General features: G+C 43.5%; 10 protein-coding genes. 7 read left to right on the plus strand and 3 right to left on the minus strand.

Going from position 1 to position 17,780, the window contains the following annotated elements; all coding sequences use genetic code 11:
- The coding region (locus tag RIC07_RS32965; RefSeq protein WP_446398204.1) for an ISL3 family transposase at window positions 1-965 on the plus strand (965 nt) is incomplete at its 5' end.
- Here the strand turns inward: RIC07_RS32965 and RIC07_RS32970 are convergent.
- The 3 genes from RIC07_RS32970 to RIC07_RS32980 form a co-directional block, all read right to left on the minus strand.
- Complete coding sequence (locus RIC07_RS32970; RefSeq protein ID WP_446398205.1) at window positions 946-1,236, minus strand: DUF3352 domain-containing protein; 291 nt, start codon at window positions 1,234-1,236, stop codon at window positions 946-948. The genes RIC07_RS32965 and RIC07_RS32970 overlap by 20 nt on opposite strands.
- Window positions 1,237-1,317: 81 nt before the next feature.
- On the minus strand, window positions 1,318-2,916 hold the full coding sequence (locus RIC07_RS32975; protein WP_446398206.1) for an SDR family NAD(P)-dependent oxidoreductase: 1,599 nt from the start codon (window positions 2,914-2,916) through the stop codon (window positions 1,318-1,320).
- 249 nt (window positions 2,917-3,165) lie between these two features.
- Entirely contained in the window at window positions 3,166-3,435 is a 270-nt protein-coding gene (locus RIC07_RS32980; protein WP_446398207.1) for a hypothetical protein, read from the minus strand.
- A 53-nt stretch (window positions 3,436-3,488) separates the two neighbouring features.
- Here RIC07_RS32980 and RIC07_RS32985 point away from each other — a divergent pair, with 53 nt between their 5' ends.
- The 6 genes from RIC07_RS32985 to RIC07_RS33010 all read left to right on the plus strand — a co-directional run bounded on the left by RIC07_RS32985 (window position 3,489) and on the right by RIC07_RS33010 (window position 17,589).
- Complete coding sequence (locus tag RIC07_RS32985) at window positions 3,489-8,285, plus strand: SdrD B-like domain-containing protein (RefSeq protein ID WP_446398208.1); 4,797 nt, start codon at window positions 3,489-3,491, stop codon at window positions 8,283-8,285.
- 578 nt (window positions 8,286-8,863) lie between these two features.
- Window positions 8,864-12,664, plus strand: coding sequence for a two-partner secretion domain-containing protein (locus RIC07_RS32990; RefSeq protein WP_446398209.1), 3,801 nt, complete (start codon window positions 8,864-8,866; stop codon window positions 12,662-12,664).
- 162 nt (window positions 12,665-12,826) lie between these two features.
- Window positions 12,827-13,108, plus strand: coding sequence for a DUF433 domain-containing protein (locus RIC07_RS32995; protein WP_446398210.1), 282 nt, complete (start codon window positions 12,827-12,829; stop codon window positions 13,106-13,108).
- A complete protein-coding gene (locus RIC07_RS33000) occupies window positions 13,105-13,452 on the plus strand; it encodes a DUF5615 family PIN-like protein (protein ID WP_446398211.1) in 348 nt (115 codons plus the stop codon). Before RIC07_RS32995 ends, RIC07_RS33000 begins: the two co-directional genes overlap by 4 nt.
- Before the next feature lie 300 nt (window positions 13,453-13,752).
- The gene (locus tag RIC07_RS33005) at window positions 13,753-16,419 is read left to right on the plus strand and encodes a CHAT domain-containing protein (RefSeq protein WP_446398212.1); all 2,667 of its coding nucleotides are present in this window, start codon (window positions 13,753-13,755) and stop codon (window positions 16,417-16,419) included.
- A 27-nt stretch (window positions 16,420-16,446) separates the two neighbouring features.
- A complete protein-coding gene (locus RIC07_RS33010) occupies window positions 16,447-17,589 on the plus strand; it encodes a DUF928 domain-containing protein (protein WP_446398213.1) in 1,143 nt (380 codons plus the stop codon).
- Window positions 17,590-17,780: the final 191 nt, after the last annotated feature.

The raw sequence follows: 17,780 nt of genomic DNA on the forward strand, positions 1-17,780 counted from the left end.
TTAGCGAAAGTTTAGATTTTGTCGGACATAAAAAGAAATTCACTCATAGATATGCTCATGCTATAACCAAACAAGTTATTCATAGTGATGTTATTAATGTAGCTAAAAACAATAAATTAACAGAAGAAGAGGTCGAATCAATGGTAATGCATGTAGCGCAAGACCTAACACCAATTGATTTAAAAAAAATAAAGAAGCTAGGGATAGATGAAATAAGCCTAGTCAAAGGACAAGGAAAATTTATTGTTGTATTGGTTGATTTGGAAACACATAAACTAGTCGGCTTAGTTTCAGAAAGAAAACAGTCAAAAATTAAGGACGTAATGAAAGAATGGGGAGAAGAGGTTCTGTCGCAAATAGAAGAAGTAAGCATGGATATGACGGGAAACTATAAATCGTTAGTACACAAACTCTGTCCTAATGCCGTGGTAACAGTGGACAGATTTCATATTACTAAAATGGTTAATGAAGAGTTGAATAAGGCGAGAATTGACCAAAAGAAAACAGCCGAAGCGCTGAACGGTAAAGAAAGAGCCAAATTATTCGGTAGCTTAAAGGGGAGTAAATATACACTACTAAAATCGGAAATAAAATTATCAAAAAAGCAAACTCAAAAATTAGAGCAAGTCAAAGAAGCTTCGCCTTTAATTGGAATTATGCATTCATTAAAAGAAGAATTGCATCAAATATTTGAAGAAAGTCAAAACCTGGGAGAGGGAACTTTAAAACTAATTGATTGGTTAGACAAGGCTCAAATTTACTATAAAAAAAGTGTATCAGCAATCAAACGATGGTTTGCCGAAGTCGTGGGTTATTTTGAAAGTAGAACAACAAATAGAGTGGTTGAAGGAGTTAACAATAAATTGAAACTATTAAAACGGTGTGGATTTGGCTTCAGGAACTTTAATAATTTTACAATACGCGCTTTACTTCTGTGGCATTATCCTAACGGTTTAGCACACTAAGTACGGAAGACCCCAAAGTTTCTGCTTGTAAATCTTCCAGACTCTGATTCACTAACGTTTGCAGTTCGGGCGTACCAAACTTCTGCAACTTCATCCAGGATTGAGGGTCAGTGGAAATAAAGCCCGCCATCACCGCTTCATCGGGGATAACTTTAGCACTGGCGGCTGGGGTGTCGGCGACTCCCCAGAAACCTTTGGCGTAGAGATAAGCAGCGCCACCTCCTACCAAGACTAGAGTTGTGCCAATTGCGAGAAACTTTTTAAATGACATTTAAAATCTCTCCTAACTTGAATAAAGGTTTTCAATAAACCCGCGTTTCCTTATAATCCTTATATTTCATGTTAGCAGGATTTATAACAAGACAGGCTTACTGTAAATAGGACTATAGCTTGACACGATATGAACAGAGGGTTGAGTAAGCCGCAGGGTGAGGGCTAGCCGAACTTGACCACTGGTATTGCGAATCGAACGATGCATGAGTTGATCAGTAAATAAAACAAATTCTCCAGGACGCAAAACTACAGGAATGGCTTGCTGTTCTAAGTCTTCTGGCAAATTAAACAAGCGATTGCCACTAAATGGGTCTTTCATTTTCACAGAGACATCCGGAGTGAGTCGAAAATTAGGGATGTACTCAAACCCATTCCGTTCATTAACCTCGGTTAACGCAATATAAACATTAATAGTTTTGCCTTCTCCTTGAAGCAGATTAGGATAGGAATCTTGATGCCAAAACGGAATCAGTTGTTGAGAAGGATAATTCACCCAAATTTCAGAACGCCACAACACTAACTCTTCACCCAAATACTCTTTTAACTTCTGTCGTAAATTTTTATCCTGGCAGATCGCCCAAACAGCGCCTGAATCAAGATGCCTTTCCATATAAAACTCTTTTTTGCGGAATTGATTAAAAAGTAGAATTATCGCTCCAAAATTGAGTTTAATTAAAAGGCGAATAAACTGATGGAATTGATTTTTTATCGGGGGGTTAGGCAATACAGTTTCAACAATAGTTTGGGTAAGGGAACCGAGTTCAGGGGGACTCAATGCTAGCGAATAGGGTTGCAAAAGTCCAACTGACGTCTCAGGCTTGGCGGGTGTTTTCGGATTGTATTGATGACAGCCTGTCCACAAGCTACTCTGTTCCCACAACTGTTGACCGAATTCAGTATCTTTTGCTAAATCAGGAAGTTTGATTTCGGTCTGCTGATAATCAAAAAACTTACCTGTTACCGCTGCAAAATCAGCAGATGTTGCACAAGTCAGCAACCCCGAAGCACTTTCTTGGGGTGAAATACCAATGCCTAAATACTTGCTTAAGCGATGTCCTACGGTTATATTAGATTGCACAAATCCGGGATGAATCGCGTTAACAGTTACGTTGGTATTCTCTAAGCGCCGTGACAGTTCTTGAGTCAGGATCAATAAGCACAATTTTGATAAGGCATACAGTTCTATAAAATTCAAGGGTGTCTTCCTGACAAAACGCTCCCACTTGATAGAAGTGGGGCGTAATGCTAAGTCCGAGGCAACCATGATAATTCGACTTGGGGCTGAATGTTGAAGCGTTTCCAGTAACAAATTTGTCAGTAGAAAGTGACCCAGATAGTTAATTCCCAAAATGAGTTCAAATCCTTCTTTAGTCCTGCCTCTGGCATTGAAAACCCCCGCATTATTCACTAATAAATGCAGCGGAAGTTGTCTGTCCTGAAACAGTTTCACAAATGTGCGAACTGAATCCAGGGATGCTAAATCGAGTGGTAGAAACTCAACCTGGGGATTTCCAGTGGAGGAGCGAATATAATTGACAGCTTTCTCAGCTTTGCTTGCACAGCGACAGGCGATGAATACATGATGACCGAATTGGGCGAGTCCAACAGCAGTCATCAAACCTACACCTGAGTTACCACCCGTGACAATGCAGACCTGCTGAGGTTGACACTGATTCATACGTCTCATTTTTTATTGATAGTAGCGCAATCTTTGCAATCTTTGTATAGAGACTGGGGCAATTGAGTCCCAGCTTGGGTTGGTCGTCATTTGTACCAACATTCACCAACATTCACCAACATTTGCCAACATTTTCTAGTTTTTATCAGCGGAATAGGTTTGACTCATTACCAGAAGTGATAAAAAGTATATAAAAATTATGTACTACAAGTTTAATATGATTACATATTGGGTTTTAAGCAAGCTTCATCAATCTCTTACATTAATTAGAAGTAACTTTACAGATTCTTCACATAAACTGGTGTCAGGTTTAGTTATCATACGTTCAATATCTGCTGAACAGATAAATTTAGTGAGTTGAAATGAGTTCTGAAAGCCATGCGTTTGATAGTTTGGTGTAGTGAATTTGCCTATAAAAATTATAGTCAGCCTAAAAGAGCTTGAAAATTGATAACGTTTAAACCATTGCCCAGCAATGGGTGTGGTATCTTTTTCAAAAGTAATTGAAACACTTTCCATCAGGTGCAGCTTATTCTCACTGTTGTTGATCAGGGCTAATTGTTCCTCATATTATGACTGCTACTAAGTATTTAGACTTCCTTTCTCTATATGAATTGCTGACTGAGACAGTTCCACCTCGGTTATTGTCTCCTGGATTAAATCAAGTTTTTTCTCTCTTATCTCAGGTAAAGCCGTTTTTTGAGCGACACTATCTAGAACTAGAATCGGTTACTGATAGTGAGTTAGGCACAGTTAAACTTGCTCCGCTTACGCCATCCAACTCACGCTTAGACGATCTATCTGGGATTGTTCCAGACATTGAAGAACCGCTAGCTGTTTCTGACTCATTGATAAAGAACGTGTTTCAGCGATTCCAGATTGACACGGCTGAAGCAGAGACAACCAGTACGCCAATAGTCGTAACCGATAAGCAAGATTACCAACCGGGTGAAACAGCGACGATTACCGCGACTGGGTTTGATCCAGGTGCGGTGGTTAAATTGCAGGTGCAACATCTGGAAGCAGGTGCTGATGGTGAGTTTGGTACAGCCGATGATGTGATTGTTGCTCCCTCCGACTCAGGCAAAGGACACTATCCTTGGGTGATTAAAGATGGAAGTCCTCTGGATCTTGATGGTATAAAAAATGGGACGATTGTTACCGAATGGTATGTGAATCCCGATGATTCGGCGAATGAAACGTTCCAGTTAACTGCTACGGATTTGAAAACTGGGGAAGCGGCTGAACCCCATATTTTCACGGACTCGGTTCTCGATTTAACCGGAGTTCAGTCCGCAGGATTTGTCAATGGTGCTTATATCGTTCGATCTGATTTAGCTTTGGCGGATACTGGAACTAATGACTCGTTTCTTAAACTGAGAGCAAAACCGGATGAAGAAGGCTTCAACACTGATGCGGCGGTTCATCAACCCGATGTAAGGTCAGCGCGATCGCTCCAACTGTCTGAACTGCAACAAGTGACGATTGCTGGAGAAACCTTCCGCGAAGTTCGCCTGGATTTGAATGAAAAGAATAGTGCTTCTGAGATTACGCTACAAGAGTTCCGACTCTTTCTGGGCAATTCGGCTACATTGAGTGCTTATGATCCAAGCAATCAGACACTAATTGGTGCCTTAAATAATGGACAAGCTGTTTTTGATTTAGGCAGTTCAGTGCTGCTTGATGCCAGTTTCACACCAGGAACGAGTTCGTTTGATGCCTCGATTTACGTTCCTGAAACGGCTTTTTCTGGAGCAACAGGCAGTACTTATGTGTATCTCTTTTCTAAGCTTGTTAGTTCAGACGGCGGGTTTGAGGAATTTGCCGTTGCTGATGTGGCGGGAATCGATCCGGAGGGGATGATTTCGGGTCGTGTGTTTGAAGATCTGAATGGAGATGGAGATGATGAAGCGGGTGCTGATCCGAATTTAGATGGCGTCACAGTTAAATTATTTTTAGATGATGGTGACGGCGTATTTGAGGCGAATGAAGGCGTCTTTGACCCAACCAAAGACTCGTTGGTCACAACGACAACTTCTGTGAATGGTTCATACTCCTTTGATGATGTTTTATCGGGTGACTATTTTGTTCGTCAGATAACCCCAACAGACCTTATTCAAACAACGACTGATCCAAGTCTAATCACAATTGGTAGTAATACGACAGTTACAGGCGTTGATTTCGGTAATGTTGAAGAGTTCGGTAGCATCAGTGGACAGAAGTTTGAAGACACTGATGGCGATGGGGTTAAAGATGTCGGTGAAGCGGGATTAGCTGGCTGGACTATCTTTATCGATAGCGATAATGACGGGGTTAAAGATGCAGAAGAAACCAGCACCACCACAGATGCTAATGGTAATTACAGCTTCACCGATTTAAGTCCAGGAAATTACACCATCCGGGAAGTTCAACAAACAGGTTGGCAACAAACCACAACCAATCCCAGCGCGATTAACATTACCAGTGGTGCAGACACCACAGGGGTTGATTTCGGGAACTTTGAACTCGGTAGCATCAGTGGACAGAAATTTGAAGACACTGATGGCGATGGAGTTAAAGATGCAAGTGAAGCAGGATTAGCAGGCTGGACTATCTTTGTTGATAGCGATAATGATGGGGTTCTGGATGCAGGAGAAACCAGCACCACCACAGATGCTAATGGTAACTACAGCTTCACCGATTTAAGTCCAGGAAATTACACCATCCGGGAAGTTCAACAAACAGGTTGGCAACAAACCACAACCAATCCCAGCGCGATTAACATTACTTCGAGTGGCACAGACACCACAGGGGTTGACTTCGGTAACTTCCAACTCGGTAGCATCAGTGGACAGAAGTTTGAAGACAGTGATGGCGATGGAGTTAAAGATGCAGGTGAAGCGGGATTAGCTGGCTGGACTATCTTTATCGATAGCGATAATGATGGGGTTAAAGATGCAGGTGAAACCAGTACCACCACTGATGCTAATGGTAATTACAGCTTTAATAATTTAAGTGCAGGAAATTACACCATCCGGGAAGTTCAACAAACAGGTTGGCAACAAACCACTACTAATCCCAGTGACATTAACATTACTTCGAGTGGCACAGACACCACAGGGGTTGACTTCGGTAACTTCCAACTCGGTAGCATCAGTGGACAGAAGTTTGAAGATACTGATGGCGATGGGGTTAAAGATGCAGGTGAAACGGGATTAGCGGGCTGGACTATCTTTATCGATAGCGATAATGACGGAGTTAAAGATGCAGGTGAAACCAGCACCACCACTGATGCTAATGGTAATTACAGCTTCACCGATTTAAGTGCAGGAAATTACACCATCCGGGAAGTTCAACAAACAGGTTGGGTACAGAAAACAACGAATCCTGCACCCATAACCATTGCAAGCGGCACAGCAGCAACAGACATTGATTTCGGCAACCGACAAGAAATTGATTTAGAGATCGAAAAGTCATTTATCCCTACATTAGAAGGAGAAAATATTGCGATTCCCGATGAAGAATTTTCCTATACATTGACCGTCACGAACAATGGTCTAGCGACGGCTGAATCTGTCTTGATCACCGATAATGGAGACTTGCAATTAAACGTCTCTGAATTAATCCTTCCTGTCGGTGCGATTGATTTAGATACATACGATCCCAATCAAGACGGCACGATTGACCCCTATATTGCTGCCAATGGTCAAAGCTTGAGTGGCGATGGCAATCCGGACTCGGTTGAAGTTGTCATTCCCACACTCTTGTCGGGGGAATCCGTACAATTGACAGTCAATACAACCGTGAGTAGTGACTATGTTCAAATCAACAATTTCTATGGTTCATTAGGAGAAAATTCAGAACTGTCCGAATACAACAATGGTCAGGTTCAAGGTACAAGTTGGCTCCCAGTTAATAAGATAGAAAAAACGGCTGGTTCACCTTTGGTAGCCGTAAAAAAGAATGTCGTTGGGAGTGAAGTGAGTGTAGCCGCATTTAGTAGTTATAATGCGTTTGACACTAACACCTCGAATAACAACAGCGTTGATTATGGCACGATTCCCTATGTTCAATATACGGCAACACTCGGCAATGGTGAGCAATTCCGACTTTATTCTGAGCTTTTTGATCCGGAGACTGACGATCCACTCGATCCGGGTTTTACGACTGTTCTGAATTTTGATTATTGTATCAGCACAACGACTGGTCAAATTATTACAGAAAACTGTGCCTCATTAATAGCCAGTGGACAGGCTTATAACAACTCGGCTTTCCTTCCTGACGGAACAGAGGGGAGCGCGGCTTTTTATTTTGAATGGGATAATAAAGCTCTAATCGCCCAAATTCCCGATGAGTGGAATGCATTTTTAGCACTAGATACGTCTACTGACCCTACGGCTGCCCAGCAAATTGTGGATTTTAATAATCAATTACTGGCAACAGGTCATACTGGTGCTGATATTTTTACGGATGGGGCGCTTCAGCTTACAAATCCTAACACTAACGAAACTGAACAGATTGCAGTGACCGATGCCCAAGTCACTCCAAATTTTGCCGATAACGTGATTATTTTAGTCAAAACGGACGGCGTATATTTTGCGGATGAAAATTTAACTCCAGGAACACAGATCATTGCTCAAAATGATTTGCAAGCGGCACTTGATACTCTATCTCCAGCAGCAAATTCCTTAAGCAGTTTAAAGATTGTGATTGACGCACCCGTCACCACAACCAGGCTAGAAACATTAGATCTCAATGCATTGCAGGACAAAGGGTATCTTGTGACAGACCTAGAAATTTTGGGTTCTACCATGAGCTTTGCTTCCCAACATGGTCAGGTAGATCTAGACTTATCCTCGATTACGGTAACGGCTCCTGTGAATGCTACCGTAGAACTTCTAGGTCGCAATGGAGCCGATACGATAGAGGGGAGTTCTTTCTCAGAAATCATCAAAGGTAAAGGCGGTGATGATCTATTAATCGGTGGTTTAGGGGATGATCAGTTGTTTGGTAACTGGGGAAGTGATTTAATACGCGGTGATGGTGGTGATGATATTCTCTCGGGTGGCTTGGGTGCAGATACCCTGCGTGGTGGCTTGGGTGCAGATCTTCTTGTCGGGTCATATTACAATCCACTTATACAACTTGTCCTTCCAGATTTCGGCGCTAGTGACATTTATGTACTCGAAGAAAACGCAGGGTTAGATATTGTGCGCGGCTATGATGTGGGTTCTGATAAAATTGGACTTTTAGGTATAGCGCTCAATGATCTGGTTCTGACTCAACAAGGCGCTGATAGTATCATCCGTTTGAATGGAGAAGACATCATGCAGGTAGAAGGGGTTAATACCGCAGACCTTGCCTTTACGACCAGTTTCTCGTATATTTAAAGTCTAGGAAACGTATAAACCGTAGGGTGCGTTACGCTTCGCTAACGCACCCTCCATCTGTAAAAACCTACGCCCCTGAGACTCACTCAATTGATTATAGCCATAGACACATTTTCACAACTCATTTATACAAACATATCATTGAAGCAAAGACTATCAGTGCAGGTTTTGAGCGGAACCTATCTTCATGAAATAAACTAAAAAAATGCTATGGTAAACCAAATTATATGCTAAAATAATTAACTTATATGTAAGCCAATTATTTGGGGCATCTCAGGGACAACACAAAAGATTCAATTGGGTTGGATTTCGCGATCGCTTAACCCAACCATCTGGATTGACACAGCTCAAATTGTGGAATAGACTTGACCATTGAATCGGCGCAAAGCTTTGCACCCCTATGTTTTTCAGGTGTGAGGTTAATTCATTCAATTAGGTGTACCACGCCACTACAACAGTGACATTTTCCCTGATGTTGCGAGTGAGTCAATCAGCAAACAGTTGTGTCATATCTTAAAATAAGCTCTTCACTGAGCTTTGACAGATAGCCATATTGAGATTGGTAGGAAGGACGGACAATGCTTCACAAGCGTGATTGGTTCAGTATTTGTAAAGTTGCCCTAATCAGCGGCGCATTTAGTTATAGTCTTGGTTATTCCCTGCCTAGTTTTTCACAATCAATTGTGCCAGATAATACATTGGGTTCAGAGAACTCTGTTATCACGCCCAATGTTGAGATTAATAATCAGATCATTGACCTAATCAATGGTGGCGCAAGTCGAGGCTCAACCCTATTTCATAGTTTTGAGCAGTTTAGTGTAACTGAAGGTCAACGGGTTTACTTTGCGAATCCTAGTGATATTGCCAATATTTTCAGTCGAGTCACCGGAAACAATCACTCGGATATTTTTGGGACGTTAGGCGTTTTGGGTGACGCCAATCTGTATTTACTCAATCCCAATGGGATTATCTTTGGTCCGAATGCTCGCCTGGACGTTACTGGCTCTTTTGCGGCTAGCACATCGGGTGGTGTAGTCTTCGACAATGGTTATACCTTCAGCGCTACGAATCCTGATGCGCCCCCCTTGCTCACCGTTACGACTCCTTTAGGTATTTCTCAATGGTTACCCCCTACTGGAGAAATTACCAGTACAGGAAACTTATCAGCCGGACAAGATTTATCATTCATCGGTCAAAATATTTACTTAGAAGGGGGTCAATTAACAGCCGGAAGTGACCTAAAACTCAAAGCCTCAGAACTATTAACGATACAAGATACCGCGACTAATCCTTTTATTGCCATGGCTGGGGGTGAATTTGTCGCCCAAGGAAATCAAGGGTTAACCCTGTCTATCTTAAACCATGCCAATAGTGGCTTGAGTTCCAACGGCAACATGACTCTACGTTCAGCTAATGACATCCAAATTGATGGTCATTATGCGACCAATGGTCAATTTTCGGTTGAACAACTCGACGGTACTCCAGGGAATAGTTTTGCTGCCGATGATCCGATTGTCCTGGCTGTAGGCGATGTTAAACTCGGTAATTATCAGGGTGCGTCGCTACATATTTTAGCCGGGGGAAGTGTTGAGTTAGGCACAGTCACCATTAATAATACGGGTCCAACGGCTAGCACGATTAACAGTAACAATAACACCCTGATTCCGGGAACAAATACACCCTACAGCGCCCTGAGTGACGTTACTTTATCCGATGGCACTTCGGTTAGTGTCAATGGAGATAGTCAAGCAACATTAGATGTGAGAGCCGGAATTGACTGGACTCAAACACCATTTACCGGAGTTCCAGGTATTCCAACACCAACGGATATTCCTAGCGGTTCGGTTACATTTGAAACGCCTTCCTTCAGTGGTTCCAATATTAGCGTGGGTAAGATTGAAATTGCCAAATCTGACGGCTTAGTCTTACTGACAAATCAATATCGACCGAATTTAGCGCTACCCGATGGCAGTATTCAGGTTGAAAGTATTATTACAGCCGCAGATAAATTAGAAACGCCATTGCCAACGTTTGAGTTAGGGGGAGACATTTCCATTGATGCTCGTGGGGAGCTTTCTATTGCTGCTAATGCTGAGATTCTATCCGTTGGCTTAGTTGGCGGTAAGGTAACAATGAATAGTGGTGCGTCAATTCTTTTTAATGATTCAAGTAAGATTGAAAGCGTGAGTTTTACTTTAGCTAATGGGCTTGGTGGAGATATCAGTCTAACAGCTCCCACGATTCAATTAACGAATAACAACGAAGTTGAAACCCTTTACCTTGGCGCTGAACAAGGTGGGGCTATAAACATTTCTGCCCTTGCCTTGAGTTTGAAACAAGGCAGTCGAATCAACACAGCAACAGCAGGTATAGGAAATGCAGGTGTCGTCAATGTTGAGGCTGATTCCATTACACTAGAAAATGGTAGTACGATTTCCAGTGAAACCTCTTTTGTGAGAGGAGGTAATGCTGGAGATGTTGCAGTCACAACAAGAACACTGAGGGCTACGAATGGCAGCCAGATTTTTTCGTCAACAGCAGGTGTAGGAAACGCTGGAAATGTTAGTGTTATTGCCACTGAATCAATTAAATTAATTGGAACATCAGGAGACAGCCCTAGTGGAATTGTGAGTGCGGTACAGCCTTTTTTGGATAGCCCTAACGGACTGTTTTTGGCTGATGCCTCTGATTCCGCCTTGCCTGATTTCTTATTTCCAATGGGTATTCGTCAAGGTAATGGCAATGCGGGGATGGTTTCAGTCGAGACGGGTAAACTTGTGCTGGAAGATGGGGGACAAATTAGAACGACAACTGTAGCATCAGGTAATGCGGGTCGAATTGATGTTGATGCTGATAAAATTGAGATTAATGGGGCTGTACTTGGTTCAAACTTTCCAATTCCTAGTGGTATTTTGAGTGAGGTTGCACCGACATCAAAGGGGCAAGGGAACGACATTACCATTAACACAAATCAACTTTCGGTAAGAGATAGTGGATTTATTAGTGCCAGTACCAGCGGGCAATCAGAAACAGGGAGTAATGCTGGAAATATTACTATTGATGTCACTGGAGCGGCTATATTTGATGGCAATAAAGGTGGAGAGTTTAGCCCTAGTGGTGTGTTTGTCGGAACTTTGGCGGGAGCAACTGGAGCAGGTGGCACGTTAACGATTAACGCTGCATCCCTATCTGTAACCAATGGCGCACAGTTAGAAGCCTTGACAGAAAGTAGTGAAGATGCGGGCAAAATCTTCATCAATGCTAACTCAATTCGACTTTTTGGTGAGGATACTGGATTGTTTTCTAATGCCGTTGCTGGTTCATCAGGAGATGGCGGTTTAATTCAGGTTGAAGGAAACGCTCTCATTTTGAAAGATGGAGCGCAAATTAGCACCGATACGACTGGAACAGGTGATGCAGGGAATACCATTATCAACGTGGATAACGTGATTAATATTATGGGTGAAGAGACAGGCATCTTTTCCAGTACAACTCCAGAGTCTACCGGAAATAGTGGCAGTATCTTCATTGATCCACAATTAGTCGCAATTCGCGATGGTGGTGCAATTTCTGTCGATAGTGAAGGCACAGGGACAGGGGGTAGTATTCAGCTTCAAGGCGGTCGCTTAATTCTGGATAACGGTCGGATTTCGGCAGAAGCTGCCAGTGATAATGGCGGGAATATTGCTCTATCCTTAGACGATATTATAATCTTGCGCGGAGGGAGCTTAATTTCAGCGACAGCCGGGATAGAGAGTGGTTTTGGTAATGGGGGAAATATTCAAATCGCTACCCCATTTGTTGTTGCTATTCCTGGGCAAAATAGTGATATTACCGCTAACGCCTTTGAGGGTGACGGAGGTAATATTGGTATTGCGACGAATACACTCTTTTTTATTGAGCTTCGGGACTTAACCAACCCACGGGAGGTCATGACCAATGATATTACTGTGACTTCTGATTTAGGTGTTGATGGTACATTCTCGTTAAGTAGTCCAGAGATTGATCCCGAATCAGGGTTAATCAAATTACCGGATCAACTTGCCGATACCAGTAACCAAGTGGTGAAAACCTGTGCGGCGGCTGAGGGGAATGTGTTTACGATTACCGGGCGGGGGGGAGTACCGAGTGATCCAACGGCACCGATTCGCGGTCAAACTCTGTTATCTGATGTGCGCGATTTTGCTGCAACTGCACCGGAAAATCAGCCTCAAGCCCAAGAGTCTGTCCCGAATTCAGTCGAATCAACTTCTGAAAGGCGGTATCTTGTGGAAGCAACGGGTTGGGTGAAAAATGAACAAGGAGAGATTGAATTAGTGGCGGCTGTGTCTCAAGAGACATTACCGAATCAATACGCGAACTGTCACAGTGCGAGGTGAGGATTGTAGGGGCGCACTCATTAGTGTCAACGTAAGGGGAAAACGCAAGCAATACATTGATTCTAACCCTCCTGACAGGTAGAGATTTTTTACTCTTACATCATTTGCCTTGTAATACAACCTATAATTGAAGAGGAAAATAGTACGGTTTCTTTTGTGTTTATGGTTCAGGTTACTGATTACCTGTACGTTGTTCGAGATGACCAGATTCTCAATAATGAACCCATCATTAAGGGGACTCGGACTCCTGTGAGGGCGGTTGTTGAAACGTGGCGTATGGGAGTTACTCCCGAAGAAATTACCATAGGAATGCCTCATCTGACACTGGCTCAGGTGTTTGGTGCTTTAACATATTACAGTGATCACCAAGAGGAAATTAATCAATATATCGAACGAAATAAAATTCCAAATGAGTTAATCGATCCACTGGTTCAAGGGCTGTGAACAGATTATTTATTCATTTATACCTCGATGAGGATGTCAATGTTTTGATTGCGGATTTTGTCAGGGCAAAAGGATTTGATGTGACCACGGCGCGGGATGCAGGGCAATTGGGGGCTAGTGATGCAGAGCAACTAGTCTACGCGGTAAGTCAGGGCAGAGCATTAGTGACTCATAATCGCTCTGATTTTGAAGCGTTGGTTCAAAATTATTTTTCTGCTGGTAAAAAACACTATGGCGTTATCTTGGCGGTTCGTCGTCCGCCGCAAGAGGTTGCCAAACGGCTCTTAGCCATTCTGAATCATGTTACGGCAGATGAGTTGCAAAACCAGGTTCGGTATATCTAGATTGGCTGTTTTTGATCACCACTGCCTATATTCTGGTTGAGATAGAGCGATAGCTACCTCAGTACATAACTGGTTGAGTACAGCCTAAAAAATCCAAGTAGAAAATAGTTTTATTTGTACGCCATTTGTATCTCCTACCCACAAATTCAGCTAAACCCAATTTTCAGGAATTGATTGTATTGTCAAGACTATACCAGCACTCTAAAACGATGCCTTAAGTAACGCCAAATTCCGGGAAAACTGTGGCGAATTCAAACCGGATACGACAATGAAGACTTGATCCTCAGCGAAGGAATTAACATGAGTAAAACTTATTCTCACCTAAACAAAACACTTAAGGGTTGGCTCAAGCGCCCCCGTTCTTTTATTGCTTTAATTCTGGGTGCTTTTTTTCTCACCCTATCGTTACAATCGCCAAAAGTTCCCGCAACGGCGGCTTATCCTCCATTGAAAATGGGGAATCAGACGGAGGCAATTGTCGAGAATGGGGCGGAAATGTTAGGACCCCCCATGGCACCTCTCTACAGCCAAACGGTTGAACCATCAAATTTAGTTGAACAGGGGAAACTTTATTATCAAGCGGGACAATTTGACCAAGCAGCAAGAGTATGGCAAGAAGCAGCCGAGACGTATGCCGCAGAAGGGTTCATCCTCAAGCAAGCCCAGGCGCTGAATTACCTGGCGTTGGCGTATAAAGAGTTAGGAAATACAGAATCCGCCCAAAGCGCGATCGCACAAAGTTTAAATCTGTTAAAATCCCAACCCAATACTGACAAAAATACCCGCTTACTTCTTGCCCAAGCCTTGAATACTCAAGGAACCATTCACCTGCTGCAAGGACAAAGCCAAACCGCGTTAGATACCTGGGAAAAAGCCGCCTCCATTTATAAACAGGCAGATGACCAAACGGGACAATTAATTAGCAAAATTAACCAAGCACAAGCGTTGCAATCCTTGGGAAAATATCGACGGACAAAGTCTCTCTTGGAACAATTGGTGAGTGAATTACAAACTGAACCCAATAGTCTGCTGAAAGCCAAGGGATTGAGAAGTTTAGGTGTGGCATTACAAAGCCTGGGTCAACTGCGCCAGTCGAAAGCCGCCTTAGAAGCCAGTTGGCAAATTAGTCAACAGTTAAACTCACCTCAGGATACCAGTGAGGCACTGTTTAGCATTGGCAATGTAGCGCGAGATTTACAGGAATATGCCGTGGCTTGGACGTACTATCAACAAGCTGCCGAATTAACGCCTGATTCCTTAACTCAACTGGAAGCACAACTGAATCAATTGCGGATGGTAGTGGAGTTACAACGCTGGGATGTTGCCCAAGAACTCATCCCAATCGTCACTACTAAAGTTAACCAACTGTCTGCCTCGCGTCCGGCGATTTATGCCCAAATTAATCTGGCAGATAGTTTGATGAAAGCTGATCAAGCCGGGATGTCCAATTCTTCGGCAATGGATACCTCAAAACTCTTGGCAAACGCCGTTAACCAAGCCCAACAAATTAACGATCCCAGGGCAGAAGCGTATGCCCTGTATCAATTGGGTAAACTGTATCAGGCGAATGGGACATTAGACGATAGTAAAACCCTATCCCAAAAAGCACTAAAACTCGCTCAAGAAATTAACGCCGAAGATATCGCAGCACGGGCGGGCGCACAATTGGGTGAAATTCTGCAAAAACAAGGCAAAACCAGCGAAGCCCTCGCCGCCTATAAAATTGCCTTTGATAATATCCAATCCCTCCGCAGTGATTTAATTGCAATTAGTTCTGATGTTCAGTTCGACTTTAAAGAAGGGATTGAACCTCTCTATCGCCAACTTGTCAGCTTACTGTTAAAAGCAGGAGACAATCAAGCTAACTTACAACAAGCCCGTGAGGTGATGGAAGCGTTGCAATTAGCCGAACTGGATAACTTTTTCCAAGATGCCTGTTTAGATACTAATCCGGTTGCCTTGGAAGAAATTGATACCCAAGCCGCAGTCATTTATCCGATTATCTTACCCGATCGCCTGGAAGTTATCCTCTCGATTCCCAATCAACCCCTCACCCACTACGCCACTCAACGCACCCAAGCTGACGTTGAATCCACGCTGACACAATTGTATTCCGCCCTGTCTCCTGGCTATCCTAGAAACGAACGGTTACAACTCTCCCAGGAGGTCTACAATTGGTTAATCAAACCGGCTGAAGCAGCGATGGCTAGCCAGGATATCAAGACGCTAGTATTTGTCCCCGATGGCTTTCTCCGCAACTTACCCATGGCAGCCCTCTATGATGGAGAAAAGTATGTTCTGGAAAAATATCGGATTGTCTTTAGTCCCGGATTACAACTGTTTCCCCAAGCACTCTCCCAAAAGAAACTGCGTTTATTAGCGGCTGGATTAACCGAAGCTCGCCAAGGCTTCAATCCCTTACCAGGAGTTGATGAAGAGATAGCACAAGTATCGCAACAAGTCAACTCTAAAGTGCTATTCAATGAAACCTTTACCTTTGCTACATTTAAAGAACTGATTAACAACGAATCCTTCCCTATCGTTCACTTGGCGACTCACGGTCAATTCAGTTCTAATCCGGAGGAAACCTTTCTACTCACCTGGAGCGATCGCATTTCCATTGAAGACTTCGATCTAATCTTTCAAAAACGGCGGCTGGGACTACTGCGACCGATTGAACTACTCGTCATGAGTGCCTGTCAAACCGCAGCCGGGGATAATCGAGCTACATTAGGTTTAGCAGGATTTGCCCTGCGATCGGGTGCCAAAAGTACAATCGCCAGTCTCTGGTCAGTGAGTGATGAATCCACCTCGATTATGATGCAGGAATTCTATCACCAACTAACGGATCTGAAGGTAAGCAAAGCTGAAGCATTGCGACAAGCACAGCTTAGTCTTCTGGAAAAGCCCTTATACCAACATCCCTATTTTTGGGCATCGTTCGTTCTGATCGGTAATTGGCTATAGGCTACAAGCATTCAAGGAAAGTTGACCATGACTCCAGCAATCTGCCAAACTCTCTTATCCGCTACAGTAACCGGGACAATCTTCTTATTAACAGCCAATGCTGCTTTAGCACGTTTTGTCCCCTTAGAGTCGGAACATCCCATCAACAATAACCTGATCAGTGTAGACTTCAGTCTTCCCGACGATAATGTTCCTAAAAGCCCTGTTGGTGGGGGTGTGCGAGGTCAGGTGCAGTTTGGTCTTCCCCAGGATGCTGCACCTCGTAGTGGTGTAGCAGGTGGAACTAGAGGGGATGTGCAATTTAGCTTACCTGGCGGTTCTGCACCTCGTAGTGGTGTAGCAGGTGGAACTAGAGGGGATGTGCAATTTAGCTTACCTGGCGGTTCTGCACCCCGTAGTGGTGTAGCAGGTGGAACTAGAGGAGATGTGGAATTTAGTTTACCTAGCGGTTCTGCACCCCGTAGTGGTGTAGCAGGTGGAACTAGAGGAGATGTGGAATTTAGTTTACCGGCTGATGGGAAAAATCCCTATACCAGCACTGGTGGGGGTATCCGAGGTGATGTTGAACTATTTCTCCCCAGTGAAGATTCAGTTCTCCCAACCCCAGTGGATGTAGAAACATTAGAAGAAAATCCGGTCAGTGACATTCCTGCACTTACCGCATTAGTTCCGCCGACGAAACATGGACGCACGGTGTCACCTCGTCCCACAATCTATGTTTATTTGCCTCCAATTGGCGCACGGAAGGTCTTTTTTAGTATCCAAGATGAAGCGGGGAATTCTCATTATCACACCATATTGAATGTCTCTCCCCAAGGTGGAGTCATGGCGATTACCCTACCCCCAGACACACCCGCCTTGGAAATCGATAAAAATTATCTGTGGTATTTTGCTCCCATTGAACCGGGTGGAATTCTGCAACCCGATAATTATGCCGTGACGGGATGGGTAAAGCGGGTTGAAAATACCGTGAATAAGCAAAAGTTTGCCGAATCTCCCGTGAAGCTAGCGACTAAGTATGCCGAGGCAGGGATCTGGTATGATACGTTGCAGGTTTTAGTTGAGGCTCAGCGATCTGAACCGATGAATGAAACCTATCGTACAGAATGGCATGATTTATTAGAGCAAGTTGACCTAGAAGCGATCGCATCTCAACCTTTTGTTTTCTAGAAGGCAGGAGGCTTTGTTTGTAGTAAGCACAAAGCGTGCTTTAACGCATAGCTGGAGAGGGCTAAAGCCCTTACTACGAACCCAAGCTAATCCACCAATTAAGGTGTGCCACGACACTACTTATTGAAAGGATAAAACAACATGATCAGGGTTGAAACGAATATAACATGGGTGATGACTCGTTAACCAAG

It is taken from the genome of Coleofasciculus sp. E1-EBD-02, assembly GCF_040218245.1.
In the GTDB taxonomy this organism is placed as follows: domain Bacteria; phylum Cyanobacteriota; class Cyanobacteriia; order Cyanobacteriales; family Coleofasciculaceae; genus Coleofasciculus.